Source organism: Amycolatopsis sp. NBC_01286 (assembly GCF_035982555.1).
Lineage (GTDB): Bacteria > Actinomycetota > Actinomycetes > Mycobacteriales > Pseudonocardiaceae > Amycolatopsis.
In genome coordinates, this window is the sequence record NZ_CP108428.1 from 1,170,332 (window position 1) to 1,187,540 (window position 17,209).

The 17,209-nt window shown below is 71.9% G+C and carries 15 protein-coding genes; 4 read left to right on the plus strand and 11 right to left on the minus strand.

Features of this window, described 5'->3' with window-relative positions; translation table 11 throughout:
- Nucleotides 1-5 precede the first annotated feature (5 nt).
- Together OG570_RS05435 and OG570_RS05440 are read left to right on the plus strand one after the other, a co-directional pair.
- Nucleotides 6-1,355 (plus strand): MFS transporter, encoded by a 1,350-nt coding sequence (locus OG570_RS05435; RefSeq protein ID WP_326955821.1) that lies wholly within the window; start codon nt 6-8, stop codon nt 1,353-1,355.
- Nucleotides 1,355-2,152, plus strand: coding sequence for a DUF899 family protein (locus OG570_RS05440; RefSeq protein ID WP_326955822.1), 798 nt, complete (start codon nt 1,355-1,357; stop codon nt 2,150-2,152). Before OG570_RS05435 ends, OG570_RS05440 begins: the two co-directional genes overlap by 1 nt.
- 173 nt (nt 2,153-2,325) lie before the next feature.
- Here OG570_RS05440 and OG570_RS05445 read toward each other — a convergent pair whose 3' ends face one another.
- Nucleotides 2,326-3,132, minus strand: a complete 807-nt coding sequence (locus OG570_RS05445; RefSeq protein ID WP_326955823.1) for a uroporphyrinogen-III synthase — start codon at nt 3,130-3,132, stop codon at nt 2,326-2,328.
- On the minus strand, nt 3,125-4,093 hold the full coding sequence (locus OG570_RS05450; RefSeq protein ID WP_326955824.1) for a helix-turn-helix transcriptional regulator: 969 nt from the start codon (nt 4,091-4,093) through the stop codon (nt 3,125-3,127). Before OG570_RS05450 ends, OG570_RS05445 begins: the two co-directional genes overlap by 8 nt.
- Before the next feature lie 63 nt (nt 4,094-4,156).
- Between OG570_RS05450 and OG570_RS05455 the strand changes: the two genes are divergently transcribed.
- Together OG570_RS05455 and OG570_RS05460 are read left to right on the plus strand one after the other, a co-directional pair.
- Nucleotides 4,157-4,552 (plus strand): DUF3224 domain-containing protein, encoded by a 396-nt coding sequence (locus OG570_RS05455; RefSeq protein WP_326946349.1) that lies wholly within the window; start codon nt 4,157-4,159, stop codon nt 4,550-4,552.
- A 12-nt stretch (nt 4,553-4,564) separates the two neighbouring features.
- The gene (locus OG570_RS05460; RefSeq protein WP_326955825.1) at nt 4,565-5,671 is read left to right on the plus strand and encodes a DNA glycosylase AlkZ-like family protein; all 1,107 of its coding nucleotides are present in this window, start codon (nt 4,565-4,567) and stop codon (nt 5,669-5,671) included.
- 40 nt (nt 5,672-5,711) lie between these two features.
- On the opposite strand, the gene OG570_RS05465 is transcribed toward OG570_RS05460, so the two are convergent.
- The 9 genes from OG570_RS05465 to moeZ form a co-directional block, all read right to left on the minus strand.
- Nucleotides 5,712-6,815: a uroporphyrinogen-III synthase gene (locus OG570_RS05465; protein ID WP_326955826.1), complete on the minus strand. Its 1,104-nt coding sequence runs from the start codon at nt 6,813-6,815 to the stop codon at nt 5,712-5,714.
- Entirely contained in the window at nt 6,812-7,156 is a 345-nt protein-coding gene (gene nirD, locus OG570_RS05470) for a nitrite reductase small subunit NirD (RefSeq protein WP_326955827.1), read from the minus strand. The genes OG570_RS05465 and nirD overlap by 4 nt, the downstream gene beginning before the upstream one ends.
- Nucleotides 7,153-9,657: a nitrite reductase large subunit NirB gene (nirB, locus tag OG570_RS05475; RefSeq protein ID WP_326955828.1), complete on the minus strand. Its 2,505-nt coding sequence runs from the start codon at nt 9,655-9,657 to the stop codon at nt 7,153-7,155. The genes nirD and nirB overlap by 4 nt, the downstream gene beginning before the upstream one ends.
- Before the next feature lies 1 nt (nt 9,658).
- Nucleotides 9,659-11,014 (minus strand): nitrate/nitrite transporter, encoded by a 1,356-nt coding sequence (locus tag OG570_RS05480; protein WP_326955829.1) that lies wholly within the window; start codon nt 11,012-11,014, stop codon nt 9,659-9,661.
- Nucleotides 11,015-11,043: 29 nt separating this feature from the next.
- The gene (locus tag OG570_RS05485) at nt 11,044-12,471 is read right to left on the minus strand and encodes an FAD-dependent oxidoreductase (protein ID WP_326955830.1); all 1,428 of its coding nucleotides are present in this window, start codon (nt 12,469-12,471) and stop codon (nt 11,044-11,046) included.
- Complete coding sequence (locus OG570_RS05490; RefSeq protein ID WP_326955831.1) at nt 12,468-14,516, minus strand: molybdopterin oxidoreductase family protein; 2,049 nt, start codon at nt 14,514-14,516, stop codon at nt 12,468-12,470. Before OG570_RS05490 ends, OG570_RS05485 begins: the two co-directional genes overlap by 4 nt.
- 120 nt (nt 14,517-14,636) lie before the next feature.
- Nucleotides 14,637-15,050: a hypothetical protein gene (locus tag OG570_RS05495; protein WP_326955832.1), complete on the minus strand. Its 414-nt coding sequence runs from the start codon at nt 15,048-15,050 to the stop codon at nt 14,637-14,639.
- 32 nt (nt 15,051-15,082) lie between these two features.
- A complete protein-coding gene (locus OG570_RS05500) occupies nt 15,083-15,880 on the minus strand; it encodes a TIGR02569 family protein (protein WP_326946340.1) in 798 nt (265 codons plus the stop codon).
- Between the two features lie 144 nt (nt 15,881-16,024).
- Complete coding sequence (moeZ, locus tag OG570_RS05505) at nt 16,025-17,200, minus strand: adenylyltransferase/sulfurtransferase MoeZ (RefSeq protein WP_326955833.1); 1,176 nt, start codon at nt 17,198-17,200, stop codon at nt 16,025-16,027.
- Nucleotides 17,201-17,209 lie beyond the last annotated feature (9 nt).

Consider the following 17,209-nt stretch of genomic DNA (forward strand, 5'->3'; position numbering starts at 1 on the left):
ACCCCGTGTCCGTCGTTGCGCTACCCCCTGCCCGTTTCACGCCGAGACAGCGCGCCGTCCTGGCCGTGCTGCTCGGTGCCGGTTTCCTGCTGTCGATCGACTTCTCGATCCTGAACGTCGCGTTGCCGCAGGTCGGCGCGGGTGTCGGGCTGGACCTGACGTCGCTGCCGTGGGTCAGCACGGCGTTCGTCCTGCCCGCCGCCGGCTTCACTCTCGTCTGCGGCCGCCTCGGCGACCTGTTCGGCCGCCGGCGGCTGTTCCGGTCCGGCATGGCCCTGCTGGCCGCGGCGTCGCTGCTGGGCGGTCTCGCCACGACGCCGGAGCTGCTGCTGACGGCCCGCGCGTTGCAGGGCTTCGCCACCGCGATGACGCTGCCCTCGGCGTTGTCGCTGCTGACCACGACGTTCGCCGAAGGCCGGGCGCGGGACCGCGTCCTCGGCCTCAACGGCGCCCTGCTCTCCGGCGGCTTCACCGTCGGCGCGCTGGTCGGCGGCGCTCTCGTCGGCCTGCTGAGCTGGCGCGCGGCGTTCTTCATGAACGTCCCGGTGGCGATCGCCATCCTGGTCGCGACGCCGTTCCTCGTCCCCGAGTCGACCGTGGCCGGCCGGGCGCGACCGGACCTGCCCGGCGCGTTGACCGTCAGCGGCGGCCTGCTGGCGCTGGTCTACGCCGTCATCGACAAGAGCGTGCTCGCCGCCGCCGTCGGCGTGGTGCTGCTGGCCGCGTTCTGGCTGATCGAACAGCGCTCGCCCGCGCCGCTCGTGCCGCCGCGGATCCTCGCCCGCCGCACGGTCAAGTGGGGCAACTTCGCCGGGCTCGTGCTGTTCGCGGTGGAACCCGCGGTGATCTTCCTGACGACCCTCTACCTGCAGCGGATCCTGGGGCTTTCGCCGTGGGCGACCGGCCTGGTCTTCGGCGTGCCGGGCCTGGCGTCGGTGGCCGCGGGCGTGCTCGCCGGGCGCGCGATCGGCCGCTTCGGCAGCCGCGTCCTGCTGGCCGCCGGGCTGACCGTCGAGGCGCTGGCGACGGTGCCGCTGCTGTTCCTCGGCCCCGGCCGCGGCGCCCTGCTGATCCTGCTGCCGGCCCTGTTCGTCGGGTTCTTCGGCCACGTCGCCGCGATCGTGGCGTACACCGTGACCGCGACGTCCGGGCTGCCCGACGAGGAGCAGGGCCTGGCCACCGGGCTGACGTCGATGACGCAGCAGGTCGGCATCACCGTCGGCATCCCGGTCCTCAGCGCCGTCGCCGCGACGCAGACCGCCGAGCTGACCGGCATCCACCTCGCGCTGGGCGTGGCCGTGGTCGTCACCCTGGCGAGCGTCGTCCTGCTCACCGCCAAGCTGAAGGAGTCCTGATGACCATCGTCGACCGCGAGACGTTCCAGGCCGAGCTGGATGTCTTGCGCAGCAGGGAAAAGGCCCACACCCACGAAGGCGACGCGATCGCCGCGGCCCGCCGCCGGCTGCCGATGGTCGAGGTGGACGCCACCCTCGAGCTGCTCGGCCCGGACGGGCCGGTCACGCTGCTGGACGCGTTCGAAGGACGCCGTCAGCTGATCGCCTACTACTTCATGTGGAACCCCGGCCGGCCCGCGGCGGAGCAGTGCGAGGGCTGCACGTTCTACACCAACCAGGTCGCGGAACTCGCCAACCTGCACTCCCGCGACATCACGTACGCGGTCTTCTCCCAGGGCCGCAACGTTTCCACCGGCCCGGCCGACGCCGGGACGTCGTACGCCGAAAGCCTGCGCTACCGCGGCTTCATGGACTGGCACATGCCCTGGTACTCGGCGCAGCCGTCGCTCGACACGCTGCTGGCCGGGCGCGAGGCCGGCCTGTTCCACCTGGTCTGCTACCTGCGCGACGGCGACCGCGTCTTCGAGACGTACTGGACGAAACGCCGTGGGGTGGAAGCGATGGACTACAGCTACGCGCTGATGGACCTGACGGTTTTCGGCCGCCGGGAGTCCTGGGAGGACTCGCCGGACGGCCGGCCACAGGACCGCACGAACGTCCGGACCGACACCGGCGCACCCACGTGGACACCGGGGCCGGGCCGGCCCATCGCCCAGTGGCCACGGCTCGCGGCCGGCCGCTCCGACGACCTCGGCGTCACAACGGCGCCGGACCAGCCGCCCCACCAATGCCACTGAGGACAGCGCTTTACCCGTCGCCGCCAACCAAAACTCCCCCGCCACACCCAGGGGGGCGTGCCCTGCTCCAGTCTATCGGCCCACCCCACCCCGGATGGGTGACGCAGCGAATCTGTGGATGGCCGGGCGCGATGTGGACAACTCGGGCAGAAAGCCGTCAAGTCGGTTGACAGCTACACCCTGAGCGTCGTGACCAGGAGCTTCACCAGCGCTCCCAGGCGCTGCCGGTCCGGTTGCCGCGTGCGCACCCCGGCTTCTTCGAGGGGCGCCGCCGTCACCGGGCCGACGCACGCGCACACCACCGGGCCGCGCAACGCCGTCAGCAAGTCGTCGTAGCGGCCGTAGTCCTGGGCCAGCGTCAGGAAGTTCGCCGCTGCGGGGGCGCTGGTGAACGCGATCGCGCCGAGCTCCCCCGCGATCGCCGCGTCGATCAGGGCGTGCACCGGGGTGACGTCCGGCGGCGAGTACCAGCGGTACGGCTGGACCGCGACCAGCCGCGCGCCCGCCTGTTCCAGGGCCGACGTGTGCTCCGGCAACGGCGTCCCGTGCAGCTGGACGGCCACGCGCTCGCCCGCCAGCCCCGCCGAAGCGAGGGTCCCGAAGAGTTCCGCGTTGGACTCCGAAGCGGCCGAGAAGGACTCTCGCAACCCGGCGCCGCGCAGCGCGCCCACGGCCTTCGGGCCGCGCGCGTAGATCCGGGACTCGCCCAGCGCCGTCAGCAACCGGTCGCGCAGGCCCCAGCCGTCGGCGGCGGCCAGCCAGCCGCGGAAGCCCGCGCCGGTCGTGATCGCCGTGAAGCCGACGGGGGACGCCAGCAGCGCCTCGGTGCCCGCGCGCAGGTCGGGGTCGGCGTCCAGGGGGACGATGGTGATCGTCGGGGCGTGGCGGACGTCGGCGCCGTAGCGTTCGAGGGCCTCGATGAAGTCGTCGGCCCGCCGTTCGGCCGTGACGCCGATCGCGACCCCGCTCAGCTCACCCATAGATCGCGCCCATCCCCTCGATCGCCGCCGCCAGCTGCGCCCGCAGGTCCGCGGGCTCGAGGACCTCCAGGTGCGGCCCGAAGCGCAGCAGCTCGCCGATGGCCGGCTCGCCCGGCTCCACCGGCAGCTCCATGGTGAGCCAGCCGTCCGCGGCCGGCTCGTTCGGGCACTCGCGCAGGGCCCGGGCCCCGACGGCACCCGCGTAGAACGGTACGAGAGCCTGCGCCCGCGGCGACAGCCGCACCACGGCGACGCGCGGGTACATCCGCCGTTCGAACTGCTCGGACCACTCCTGCCAGTACGCCGCGAGGTCGAAGCCGACCGGCCGCTCGAACTCCTCACCGAGGTCGGTCAGCTCCTGGATCCGCGAGATCCGGTACGTCCGGTCGCTGCCTTCGCAGCGCCCGGCGAGGTACCAGTTCCCGGCTTTGAGGATCAGCCCCAGCGGCTCGAGGTCCCGCTCGACGACGCGCTGCCCCCAGCGTTCGTAGCGGATCCGGATCCGGTGCGACGACCACACGGCGTCGGCGACCGCGGACAGCGTCGGCAGGCTCTCGATGCCCCGGTGCCAGCCGGGAACGTCCAGGTAGAACCGCTCGGCGACGCGGCCTGCGCGGTCACGCAGCTCCTGCGGCAGCGCGGCGTACAGCTTGAGCTGGGCGGCCGCGAGCACCGTGCCGAGGCCCAGCTCGGCCGCGGCGACCGGCAGCCCGGCCAGCGAGAGCGACTGCGCCTCCTCCTCGGTCATCCCGGTGAGCCGCGTCCGGTAGCCGTCGACCAGGCGGTACCCGCCGGTCCGGCCGCGGTCGGCGTACACCGGGACGCCGGACGCCGAGAGCGCGTCGATGTCCCGGTAGACCGTGCGCACCGAGACCTCCAGCTCCTCGGCCAGCTCTTCCGCCGTCATCCGGCCGCGATTCTGCAGCAGCAGGAGGACGGACAGGAGGCGGCTGGCGCGCATGAACACCAGTATGACCGAAATACCTGACACAAGCTGACAGGTATGACCGGCAGACTGTCTTCCATGAACGCATTCACCATGAAGAACTGGGAAGAGAACGTCGTCAGCGGCTCCGGGAACGGGCCGCGGGTGGCGTACGCGCACGCGTCGATGGCGTACGAGGGTGTCATCGAGGGTGAATCGGTCTGCGACCTGCTGCTGTACTACGCGGGCGAGGGCTACGACAGCGGCTCGACGACGTCGCCGAGCCTCGAGCGTGTCGACGGCAAGGTCGACGGTCGCGAAGGGACGTTCATCGTGCGGCACGAGTTCACGTTCGACGCCAAGGGCATCGCGTCGACGTTCAGCGTGGTCCCCGGCTCGGGCACCGGCGCGCTGACCGGGCTCACCGGCACCGGCACGGTCGGCGGCGCGATGGGCGAGGAGAAAATGGGGTACACCTTCGAGTACAGCCTCTAGGAGGAGTCGCACGTGGACCGTCGCCAGGTACTCGCCTACCGCATCGCCGAGCACGGCCTGCACCGTGGTTCGACGGACGTCGCGGATCTCGCCGTCGTCCGGGCCGGGCTGCAGGACAGCATGCGCGACACCGCGCTGCTGGCCGCGGTGGCCCGGCTCGACGGTCCGGTGTCCCTTGTGGACGACGACCGCCTGGTGCCGGCCTGGACGTTGCGCGGTGCGCCGCACTACCACCTCCGCACCGACCTCGCCGAGGTAACGCGCGCGCTGATCCCGCTGGACGACGCGGACGCGCTGGCGAGGATGCTGTGGCAACGCAAGGAACTGGCGGCGACGGGCGTGGCGGCGTCAGAGGTGGTCTTCACGGCGGCGGCCGCCCTCCGGAAGGTCGTCACTGCGGAGATGACCAAGGGCGCGGTCTCGACAGCGGTCACGAAGCTCGTGCCGCCGGAGTTCTCGCGCTGGTGCCGAGGGTGCAATGCGACGCACATCCACGAGCAGTTGATGCGCATCGCGACCCCGTTGGGCGGCATCCGCCTGGTCGCGGGCGCCACCCCGGCGACCCTGGTCCCCCTCGAAGGCCGCGGCCGCATGCGCACGACGTCGGACCCCGCGGCGGCGATGTCGGTGGTCACGTCGTACCTGCGGCTCAACGGCCCGGCGTCCCCGGGCGACGCGGCGGAGTTCGTCGGGACGTCCCGGGCGGTCGTGGACCGGACGTGGCCGTCCGACCTGGCCGAGGTCGACGTGGAAGGCAAGACCCGCTACCTCCCCGCAGCGCGGCTGCCGGCCCTGGAGAACCCGCCGGAGCCCGACGTCGTGCGGCTGCTGCCACCGTGGGACCCGTTCATCCAGGCGCGCGACAAGGCCCTGCTGGTCCCGGACCCGGCGCGGCGCAAGGAAGTCTGGAAGATGCTGGGCAACCCTGGAGTCCTCTTGGCCGAGGGCGACATCGCGGGCACGTGGCGCACAAAGTCGAGCGGCGCGAAGCTGACGTTCACCCTGACGGCGTTCGCCCCCTTGCGCCCGGCGGCCCGGGAAGCGGCCGAAGCGGAAGCCGCGCTGGTCGCGGCGGCTCGCGGCTTCGAGAAACACGACGTCACCTGGTCCGTGTCGTGAGTGTTTAGGAGGGTTCTAACCCTCCTAAACACTCACGACCTCACGCGTCCACCGCCAGGCGGTAACCGCGCTTCACCACCGTCTGGACCACCCGGCCGCCGCCCAGTGACGTTCGCAGGCGGCCGATCGCTGTCTCCACCGCGTGTTCCTCGCCGCCGCCCGGTAAGGCCGCGATCAGCTCGCGGCGCGAGACCACCCGGCCCGGGGACGCCGCCAATGCCCGCAGCAGCGCCATCGGGGCCGGCGCCACCTCGCACCACTCGCCGTCCACGATCGCGGCCTCGCCGCGGAGTTCCAGACACTGGCCGCCCGCCTGCAGCCTGGGGGAACGTGCCATCAACGTCTCCGCGAGCGTCCGGGCCAACGCGCCGATCCGCGCGCGGTGCGGCTGGACCGTCGGTACCCCCAACGCCGCCAGCGGGCCCGCCGTGATCGGGCCCACGCACGCCGCCACCACCGGGCCCGAAAGTGCCGAGACCAAGCCGGGAAGGCGGCCCGTGCGGCGTGCCAAAGCGAGCAAGGAAGCAACAGCGGGCGCGCTCGTGAACGGCAGCGCGTGGATCGAGCCCTCCAAGACGCCGTCCAGCAGGCGGTCCACCGGGCCCGGGTCCACCGGGCCGACCCAGCGGTACACCGAGATCTCGATGACCTCCGCCCCCGCCGTGCGCAGCGTGTCCACGAAGTACGGCAGCGGCTCGCCGTGCAGCTGGACCGCGATCCGCCGGCCGGAAACTCCCGACGCCAGCAGGTGCTGCAACAGCTCCGCGTTGCTCTCCGACGCCGGCGAGTAGTCCTCCGACAGCCCCGCCGCGCGGATCGCGCCCGTCACCTTCGGGCCGCGCGCCAGCAGCGACGACGTCGAGAGGCGCGCGACCAGCGCCTCCCCCAGGCCCCAGCCTTCGGCCGCCTCCAGCCAGCCGCGGAAGCCGATGCCGGTCGTCGCCACCACCGCGTCCACCGGCGCGTCGAGCAGCCGCGCGGTCGCCGCGCGCAGCTCGGTGTCGTCCGTCAGCGGCACGATCCGGATCGCCGGGCCGTACCGGACGCCCGCCCCCTTGCGCACCAGCAGCGCGCCGAGCTCGTCCGCCCGGCGCGCCGCGGTGATGCCGATGACAAAACCGGCCAGCGGAAGCACTTCCGTCACGGCGACTCCACTTCGACCACGCCCTCTCGCACGCGCACCTCGTACACCGGCACCGAGACGCCCTCCACGTCCAGGCACTGTCCACTATGGAGCGCAAACCGTTCTTTGTAGACCGGCGAAGCGACCACTGGCACCCCGCCGGCGTCCCCGACGATGCCCCGCGAAAGCACCGCCGCGCCGCTGCACGGGTCCCAATTGGACAGTGCGTACCACCGCGCACCGGGCAGCCGGAAGATCGCCACCTGGACGCCGTCGCCGAGCAGCGCCGCGACCCCCGAATTCTCCGGCACCGCGTCCACCGGGCACACCGCCGTCCAGGTCCGTTCGAGAGACGTCGTCATCGCCGCACCTCCGGGACTCCCAGCATGACCGGCACCTTCTGCTCCCGCTCGGACCGGAACGAGATGGCCGGATCCGGCGTCCCCGGCGCGTTGACGAACGACGTGAACCGCGCCAGCTTCTCCGGATCCTCCAGCACACCGCGCCACTCGTCGGCGTAGTTGTCGACGTGCTTGGCCATCGCCGCGTCGAGGTCTTCGCAGATGCCGAGCGAGTCGTCGACGATCACCGCGCGCAGGTGGTCGAGCCCGCCTTCCAATTCCTCGATCCACGGCGCCGTCCGCTGCAACCGATCGGCCGTGCGGACGTAGAACATCAGGAACCGGTCGATGGTCCGGATCAGCGTCGACGTGTCCACATCGGACACCAGCAGCTCGGCGTGGCGCGGTGTGGTACCGCCGTTGCCGCCGACGTAGAGGTTCCAGCCGTTGTCCGTGGCGATGATCCCGAAGTCCTTGCTCCGCGCCTCCGCGCACTCCCGCGCGCACCCGGACACCGCGGACTTCAGCTTGTGCGGCGACCGCAGCCCGCGGTACCGCAGCTCCAGTTCGATCGCCAGCCCGACGCTGTCCTGCACGCCGTAGCGGCACCACGTCGACCCGACGCACGACTTCACCGTCCGCAGCGCCTTGCCGTACGCGTGCCCGGACTCGAACCCGGCGTCCACCAACCGCCGCCAGATCAGCGGCAATTGGTCCACTGTGGCCCCGAACAGGTCGATCCGCTGCCCGCCGGTGATCTTGGTGTACAGCCCGAACTCCTTCGCCACCTCGCCGATCGTGATCAGCTTGTCCGGCGTGATCTCGCCGCCGGGGATCCGCGGGACGACGGAGTACGTGCCGTTGCGCTGGATGTTCGCGAGGAACCGGTCGTTGGTGTCCTGCAACGTCAGCTGCTCGCCGCCGAGCACGTGCCCGCTGCCCAGCGTCGCGAGGATCGACGCCACCGCGGGCTTGCAGACCGCGCAGCCGGTACCCGTGCCGTAGCGCGCGATGACCTCGCTGAACGTCGAGATCCGGGTGGCCCGGACGATCTCGAACAGCTCCGCGCGCGAATGTCCGAAGTGCTCACACAGCGCCTTCGACTGCTCGACGCCGGCCGCGGTCAGCAGCCGGCCGAGCAGCGGGACGCAGGAGCCGCACGACGTCCCGGCGCGGGTGCACGCCTTGAGCTTGCCGACGGTGTCGCAGCCGTCCTCGTGGACCGCCCGCGTGATCGCGCCCTTGGAAACGGCGTTGCACGAACAGATCTGCGCCGCGTCCGGCAGCGCGTCGACACCGACCGCCGCACCGCCACCGGCCGGGGCGAGGATCGCGGAAGGCTCCGCGGGCAGCGGACGGCCGACCAGCGCCCGCAGGGTGTTGTACTCCGCCGCGTCGCCGACCAGCACGCCGCCGAGCAGGGTCTTGCCGTCGTCGGTGACCACGAGCTTCTTGTACGTCCCGGCGACCGCGTCGTTGACGGCGACTTCCAAAGCGCCCTCGGTCGTCGCGTGCGCGTCGCCGAAAGAGGCGACGTCGACGCCCATCAGCTTCAGCTTCGTGGACGTGTCCGGTTCCGGGAACGTCCCGGACCCGCCGGTCAGCTGCGCGGCGACGATCTCGGCCATCGCGTACCCGGGCGCCACGATGCCGTAGACGCGCCCCTCGACCGCGGCGCACTCGCCGATCGCGTACACCGAGGGATCGCCCGTACGACAGGAAGAATCGACCAGCACGCCACCGCGAGGACCGACGTCCAAACCGGACTGCCGTGCGAGATCGTCCCGCGGCCGGACACCCGCCGAGAACACGACCAGGTCGACGTCCAGCTCGGTCCCGTTGCCGAGCCGGGCCACCAGCCGCGAACCGTCCGCCTCGATCGCGTCGGTCGACGTTCCCGTGTGGACGGTCACGTCCAGCCCGGTGATGAGCCGTCGCAACAGCGAGCCGCCACCTTCGTCCACCTGCAGCGGCATCAACCGCGGCGCCATCTCGACGACGTGCGGCGAGAGTCCCATGTCCCGCAACGCCTTCGCGGCTTCCAGGCCGAGCAGGCCACCGCCGATGACGACCGCCGCACGCCGGCCGCGGCCCGGGCGCAGAGCCGCCGCGCGGATCGCGTCCAGGTCTTCGATGGTCCGGTAGACGAAACAGCCGGGCAGGTCGTGGCCGGGCACCGGCGGCACGAACGGCCGCGAGCCGGTGGCCAGCACCAGCGCGTCGTAGGCGACCGTGGTGCCGGACGCCGTGGTGACCGTTCGAGCGGCGCGGTCCACCGAGGTGACCAGCTCGCCCAGCCGCAAGTCCACAAGGGAGTCACTCGCGTAGTCCGAGCCGGGCAACGCGAGCGACGCGGGGTCCCAGCCATCCACATAGGACGTCAGGGCCACCCGGTCGTACGCCGGGCGCGGCTCCTCGGCCAGGACGATGATCCGCCAGTGCCCGGCGCTGTCGGCGGTGCGCACCGCCTCCACCAGCCGGTGCGCGACCATGCCGTGTCCGGCGACGACCAGGGTGGGCATCTCAGACCTCCGCTCCCGCGAGCGCCCGACCGCGCTCACTCGGCTGTTCGGCGGGCTTGCGCAGGTAGACCGCCCAGGTGACGGCGAAGCACAGCCCGTAGAAGACCAGGAACCCGACGAACGCGGGCACGCCGCTCTTGGCGTCGGCGAACGACTGCCGGAAGGCGAGGTTGATGAACAGCCCGCCCTCCGCGCCGATCGCGCCGGCCAGGCCGATCAGCGCGCCGGACCGCCGTCGTGCCTTGAGCAGTTCGGCCGCCTCCTCGGCGCCGTTCGCGATCGCCGTACGGGCTTTCGCGCGGAAGATCGCCGGGATCATCTTGTACGTCGAGCCGTTGCCGACGCCGGTGAGGACGAACAGCACGATGAACGCGATCGTGAACAGCGTCAGGGACTTCGACATCGAGGCCAGGATCAGCACGACCGTCGCGAGGGCCATCCCGACGAACGTCGCGAAGGTGACCTTGCCGCCGCCGATCCGGTCGGACAGCCACCCGCCGGCCGGGCGTGCGAGCGAGCCGAGCAGCGGGCCGAGGAACGTCACCGCGGCCGCCTGCAGCGGCGTCCGGCCGAACTGGTTCTGCAGCACCAGTCCGAAGGCGAAGCTGTAGCCGATGAACGAGCCGAACGTGCCGACGTAGAGGAACGACATCACCCAGGTGTGCCGGTCCTTGACGATCTCGCGCATCGCCTTCGTGTCACCACGGACCGTCGCGAGGTTGTCCATGTAGCGGTACGCGCACGCCGCGGCGATCACGATCAGCGGGATGTAGACGTACAGCACGATCCGCGGCGCGGTCGCGCCCGCCGTCCCGATCACGAGCAGCCCGACCAGCTGGATCGCGGCGACGCCGAGGTTGCCGCCACCCGCGTTGAGCCCGAGCGCCCAGCCCTTGTGCTTCTCGGGGTAGAACGTGTTGATGTTGGTCATCGACGACGCGAAGTTGCCGCCGCCGACGCCGCCGAGGGCCGCCACCAGCAGGAACGTGCCGAGCGACGTCCCCGGGTGCAGCACGACCGCGGCCAGGATCGTCGGGATCAGCAACAGCAACGCGCTGACGACCGTCCAATTGCGACCGCCGAACTTGGCGACGGCGAAGGTGTAGGGCAGCCGCATCAGGCCGCCGATGAGTGTCGGCGTCGAGACGAGCAGGAACTTGTCGGCGGCGTCGAACCCGTAGTCCTTGCCCATGAACAGGACGATGACCGACCACAGTGTCCAGACGGAGAAGCCGATGTGCTCGGCCAGCACGGAGAACCAGAGGTTGCGACGGGCGACCCGCTTGCCGGTCTCCTCCCAGAACGTCTCGTCTTCCGGTTCCCAGTGCTCGATCCAGTGCTTCCCTCGGTGGGCCATCACGTTCTCCTCGTTCCGAAGTCGGGTGGTCATTGCGCGGCTAGCCAGCTCGCGACGGCGCCGACGGTGTCGGTGCACCCGCCGCAGCCCGTGGTGGCCCGCGTGGCCCGCGCCAGTGCGGGAGTTTCGGTGGCGCCGGCCTTCCAGGCGTCGATCAGCCGGGCCTTGGTGACGTTGTTGCAGCGGCAGATCACGGCCGTCGCCGGCAGCTCGGCCGGGCCGGCCGCCTGCCCGGCACCGGCCGGCAGGGCCCGGCCGAGCAGCACCGCGATCCGGTCGTCCGGCAGCGGCGTCCCGCGGTCGTGGTACTGGGTGATCGACGCGGCCGCGTCGGGCAGGCCGAGCAGGATCGCGCCGGTGACGCGGTTTTCGCGGACGACGAGCTTGCCGTACCGCCCGCCGGCCGGGTCGGTGAACGTCAGCACCTCGGCGTCGTCGTCGGTGGCCTCGACCTGGGTCTCGCCCAGCGCGGCGAGGTCGATGTCACGAGCCTTGAGCCGGGTGACGGCGGTCGTGCCGCGGTAGCGCGCGGCGGCGTTCGTACCGGTCAGGACGTCGGCCAGCACCTCGGCCTGCTCCCACGCGGGCTGGATCAGCCCGGCCGGGGCGCCGGGGTGGCGGGCGCAGTCGCCGAGCGCGTGGATCCGGCCGTCGCTGGTGCGCAGGACGTCGTCCACGACGACGCCGCGGTCGACGTCGAGCCCGGCGTCCTCGGCGAGGCTCGTCTCGGCGCGGACGCCGGCGGCGACCACGACCAGGTCGGCCGGGACGAAGCTGCCGTCGTCGAGTTTGAGGCCGTCGCCGGGCAGGTAGCGGGCGGCGGTCGCGCCGAACCGGAAGGTGACGCCCATGCCGGTGAGCTGCCGGGCCAGCACGTGCCCGGCGACCGGGTCGAGCTGGCGTTCCATGACGTGGCGGTTCGGGTGCACGACGGTCACCTGGTTGCCGCGCCCGGCGAGGCCGCGGGCGGCTTCCAGGCCGAGCAGGCCGCCGCCGAGCACCGCGACCGGCGCGCCGAAGCGGGCGGCGTCGAGGATCTCGGCGCAGTCGTCGAGAGTCCGGAAGGTGACCACGCCGGGCCCGGCGTCGAGGCCTTCGACCGGCGGGAGCCACGGGTTGGCGCCGGTCGCGAGCACCAGCGCGTCGTAGTCCACTGTGGACCCGTCGGTCAGTTCGACGCGGCGCTTGCCGCGGTCGATCCTCGCGGCGGCCACGCCGAGGCGGAGGTCGACGTGCGTGCGCGCGGCCCAGCCGTCGTCGTGCAGCCGGACGCTCGCCGGGCTCATCCCGCCGGCGACGACGGCCGAGAGCAGCACCCGGTTGTAGGCCGCGTGCTTCTCGGCGCCGAGCACGGTCAGCCGGACGCGCTCGGCGGCCGGGTCGCGGCGGCGGATCTCGTCGGCCAGCCGGGCCCCGGCCATGCCGTAGCCGGCGATCACGACGTCCCGGGCGCTCACGCCACACCGTCCACACTGGACAGCGAGACGGCGCACACCTTGAACTCCGGCATCCGGCTGACCGGGTCGAGCGCCGGGTTGGTGAACAGGTTCGCGCGCTGCGCACCGGGGAAGTGGAACGGCACGAACACCAGGTCGGGCCGCAGCGACTGCACGAACCGCACCTTCGCCGTCGTCTCGCCGCGACGGGACCGGATCCGCGCCTGGTCGCCCTCTTCGAGCCCGGCGCGCTTGGCGGTGTCCGGGTGAACTTCGACGAACGCCTCCGGTACGACGTCGTTCAGCTCGTCGACGAGACGCGTCTGCGCGCCCGACTGGTAGTGCTGCAGCACGCGGCCGGTGGTGGCCTGCAGCGGGAACTCGTCGTCGGGCAGTTCGGCCGGGCCGGTGTGCTCGACGGGCACGAACCGCGCGCGGCCGTCCGGGTGAGCGAAGCCGTCGAGGAACATCCGCGGCGTGCCGGGGTGGTCGTCGGCCGGGACCGGCCAGTGCAGGGCCTCGCCGGCGCGCAGGCGGTCGTAGCTGACGCCGGAGTAGTCGGCGATGCCGCCCTTGGACGCGATCCGCAGCTCGTCGAACGCCGTCTCGGCGTCGGTCGGGAAGCGGCCTTCGGGCTGACCGAGCCGTTCGGCGAGTCCGTTGAGGACGTCCAAATCGGACTTAACACCCTGTGGCGGGTCGATCGCTTTGCTCCGCAGCAAGATCCGACCTTCGAGGTTGGTGAGCGTGCCGTCTTCTTCGGCCCATTGCGTGACCGGGAGGACGACGTCGGCGAGCGCCGCCGTCTCCGACAGCACGAAGTCCGCGACCACCAGCAAGTCCAATGCGGACAGTCGATCTTGGACGCGCTGGGAGCGTGGCGCCGAGACGACGACGTTGCTGCCGAACACCATCAGCGCCTTCGGGCCACCTTCCTGACCGAGCGCTTCGAGCAGTTCCGACGCCGAACGCCCAGGTCCAGGCAGCGAGCCCGCGTCCACACCCCACACTCCGGCGACGTACTCGCGGGCGGCCGGGTCGTCGAGCTTGCGGTAGCCGGGCAGCTGGTCGGCCTTCTGACCGTGCTCACGGCCGCCTTGGCCGTTGCCCTGGCCGGTGAGGCAGCCGTAGCCGGAGCCCGCGCGGCCGGGCAGGCCCAGGGAGAGGGCGAGGTTGATCCAGCCGCCGACGGTCGCGGTGCCGGTGGCGTGCTGCTCGGTGCCGCGCGCGGTGAGGATGTAGGCGTTGCGGGCGCCGGCGAGCTTCGCGGCGGCCAGGCGCATATCGGCGGCCGAGACGCCGGTGACCCGCTCGGCGCGTTCGGGCCACCAGGACGCGGCGATCCGCCACATCGCGTCGAAGCCGTTCGTGCGCCGGTCCACATAGGACTGGTCGAGATGGCCGTCAGCGACGACGGCGTGCAGGATGCCGAGCGCCAAAGCGAGATCGGTGCCGGGCGCGGGCGCGAGGTGCAGGCTCGCGAGCTCGGCGGTCGGCGTCCGCCGCGGGTCGACGACGATCAGGTCGGCGCCCCGCAGGTGCTGGGTGAACGGCGGCATCGTCTCGGCCGGGTTGGCCCCGGCGAGCAGCACGACGTCGGCGTCGCCCAGATCGGTGACGGGGAACGGCATCCCGCGATCGGCCCCGAACGCCTTGCTCCCCGCGGCGGCGGCCGAGGACATGCAGAACCGGCCGTTGTAGTCGATCTGCGACGTCCCGAGCGCGACGCGGGCGAACTTGCCGAGCAGGTAGGCCTTTTCGTTGGTCAGCCCCCCGCCGCCGAAGACCGCGACGGCGTCCGGTCCGTGTGCTTCCTGGAGTTCCCGCAGTTTCCGCGCGACGAAGTCGAGCGCGAAGTCCCAGCCGACGGGCTCGAGGACGCCGTTCTCGCGCACCATCGGGCTGGTCAGGCGCCTCGGCGACGTCAGGAGCTCGCCGGCCGTCCAGCCCTTCTGGCACAGGCCCCCGGCGTTGACCGGGAAGTCCCGCGGCGTGACGCGGACGCCGTCGAGGCGCATCCCGCACTGCAGTGCGCAGTACGGGCAGTGCGTGTCGACCTGCGGCACTGGCCACCTCCGGCGTCGTTCGGGATGACCCGACGCTAAGGAGGCCGTGTTACTCGGAATCGACCGAATGTTTCCGGCAGTTGACATTGCGGCGCGACTCACGCGCCCCGCGCGGTGAGGTCAGGGCCGGCCCCAGCCGTCCTGTTCCAGGAACCGCCGCTCGAACCAGCACGGCGCCGAGCTGAGCGGATCGGGCGACGTGCGACCCGCGAACCGGTAGTCGGCCCGGGAGAGGACCATCCCCACCAGCGCGCGCTCCCGGCGTGGCAGGTCCCGGAGGCGCCCGGCCAGATCGTTCCGCGCGCCCACCGGGTCGCACCCCGGGCAGGGGCACGACGGCACGGCCGGCCGGCGGCTGCCGCAGTCCCAGGCGAGCAGCAGTTCGGCGATGCCGCCGGGTCTCAGCCCGGCGTCCACCTCGGCGAACGCGAGCTGACGGGCGGCTCGGCGGGAGAGGTGCGGAACGCGGACCGGCGGCGTCGCGGTCTCGATGCGTCGAGCCTGGCGCAGGCTCGAAGGCCGGCTACGCGGCACGGGCCTTTCGAAGAGCGATCATGCGTCCCAGGTTAGAGCACTCCGCTGACTTCGCGGGCCGCTACGCGGAGGCCGTCCAGTGCCGCGCGTGTCGATCTCGGGTTCAGGGCGTTGGCCGCCAGGCGGAACAGCACCGCGCGCAGCAGCAGCTGCGGCCACTCCGGCAGGTGGGCCCAGCGCTCCAGCAGCTCGCGGGTCGCGCCGCCCCAGGCCAGGGCGTCGACCGCGACGATCGCCGCGCCGTACTCGCCCGGGCGGTAGTACGGGACGAAGTCGACCAGGCCCGGGGTCGCGTCGCCGTCGAAGAGCAGGCCCGCCAGCAGTTCGCCGTGCGCGACCTGGGACGAGAGCTTGATCGGGCGGCGCGCGCCGGCCAGTACCTCGAACCAGCGGCCGCCCTTCGTCTCCTCCAGCGGGACTTCGAGCTCTTCCCAGGCGATGCGGTCGGCGACGGCGTCGACGTCCTTGCGCAGGGCGATGAAGTCCGGCCGCGGCAGCCCGACCGTCGCCCGGTGCAGCTTCACCGCGGCCAGCACCGAGGCGTCACCGCGGTGCTCGGCGGTGCCGGCGACGAACCGCGACGCCGTCCAGCCGCCGACGATCCAGCGGCCGTCTGTCGAGCGCACCGGCTTCGCGACCCGCAGGCCCGGCTCGTCGACGTAGTCGAGCGCGCGGGCGGTCCACAACGTCTTGGCCTTGTCGGCGACCGGCTTGAGCACGAGGTCGCCACAGCGCCACGCCGCCGAGTCCGGCAGCGCTTCGCCGTTGTCGGCGAGCCCGCCGAAGGCCGCGCAGACGTGGCCGGGAGGGCGTTCGAGGGTTGACCGCACAAGGACCGACGGTACCCGGCCGGGTGGTCCACGATCGAGAAGACGCGCTGGTCACAGACGGTTTTGAGAACCGGGACGAAACGCCGTGAGGGGCACCCTCACGGCCACGGGAGCCGGGAGGGTGCCCCTCACGGAGCACAACTGTCAGTAGGTCGGCAGGCTCGGGTCGATCTGCTTGGCCCAGGCCAGCACGCCACCGCCAAGGTGGGTCGCGTCCTTGAAGCCGGCCGCGTGCAGGGCCGCCAGGGCCTCCGCCGAGCGGGCCCCCGACTTGCAGTGCAGGACGATCGGCTTGTCCTGCGGCAGCTCCGCCAGCGCCTCGCCCGAGAGGATGCGGTCCTTCGGGATCAGCGTCGCGCCCTTGATGTTGACGATCTCGTACTCGTGCGGCTCGCGGACGTCGATCAGGGCGAAGTTGTCGCCGTTGTCGAACTTGGCCTTGAGCTCCGCCGGGGTGATCGTGCTACCCGACGCCGCGGAGGCCGCCTCGTCGGACACCACGCCGCAGAACGCCTCGTAGTCGATCAGCTCGGTGATCTTCGGGGTCTCCGGGTCCTTGCGGATCTTGACCTCGCGGTACTTCATCTCCAGCGCGTCGTAGCTGATGAGCCGCCCGAGCAGCGGCTCGCCGATGCCGGTGATGAGCTTGATCGCCTCGGTCACCATGATCGAGCCGATGGACGCGCACAGCACGCCCAGCACGCCACCCTCGGCGCAGGAGGGGACCATGCCCGGGGGCGGCGGCTCCGGGTAGAGGTCGCGGTAGTTGAGGCCCTTGCCGTTCGGCGCGTTCTCCCAGAACACGCTGACCTGGCCCTCGAACCGGAAGATCGAGCCCCAGACGTACGGCTTGCCCAGCAGCACCGCGGCGTCGTTCACCAGGTAGCGCGTGGCGAAGTTGTCCGTGCCGTCGACGATCAGGTCGTACTGCCCGAAGATCTCCAGCGCGTTCGACGAGTCCAGCCGCTCGGTGTGCAGGTAGACCCGGACCAGCGGGTTGATCTCGGCGATCGACTCCTGCGCGGACGCGGCCTTGAGCTTGCCGACGTCGGACTGGCCGTGGATGACCTGGCGCTGCAGGTTCGACTCGTCGACGACGTCGAAGTCGACGATGCCGAGCGAGCCGACGCCGGCCGCGGCCAGGTACAGCAGCGCGGGGCTGCCGAGGCCGCCGGCGCCGATGACCAGGACCTTCGCGTTCTTGAGCCGCTTCTGCCCGGTCACCCCGACGTCCGGGATGATCAGGTGACGGCTGTACCGGGCCACCTCTTCCTTGGTGAGCTCGGCAGCCGGCTCGACGAGCGGCGGCAGTGCTGACATCGGGTCCTC

What these genes read in the sequence shown, in the direction of transcription:
- OG570_RS05440 (WP_326955822.1), top strand. Translation starts at nt 1,355, where the DNA reads ATGACCATCGTCGACCGCGAGACGTTCCAGGCCGAGCTGGATGTCTTG.
- OG570_RS05445 (WP_326955823.1), bottom strand. Translation starts at nt 3,132, where the DNA reads ATGGGTGAGCTGAGCGGGGTCGCGATCGGCGTCACGGCCGAACGGCGG.
- OG570_RS05450 (WP_326955824.1), bottom strand. Translation starts at nt 4,093, where the DNA reads ATGCGCGCCAGCCGCCTCCTGTCCGTCCTCCTGCTGCTGCAGAATCGC.
- OG570_RS05455 (WP_326946349.1), top strand. Translation starts at nt 4,157, where the DNA reads ATGAACGCATTCACCATGAAGAACTGGGAAGAGAACGTCGTCAGCGGC.
- nirD (WP_326955827.1), bottom strand. Translation starts at nt 7,156, where the DNA reads ATGACGACGTCTCTCGAACGGACCTGGACGGCGGTGTGCCCGGTGGAC.
- nirB (WP_326955828.1), bottom strand. Translation starts at nt 9,657, where the DNA reads ATGCCCACCCTGGTCGTCGCCGGACACGGCATGGTCGCGCACCGGCTG.
- OG570_RS05480 (WP_326955829.1), bottom strand. Translation starts at nt 11,014, where the DNA reads ATGGCCCACCGAGGGAAGCACTGGATCGAGCACTGGGAACCGGAAGAC.
- moeZ (WP_326955833.1), bottom strand. Translation starts at nt 17,200, where the DNA reads ATGTCAGCACTGCCGCCGCTCGTCGAGCCGGCTGCCGAGCTCACCAAG.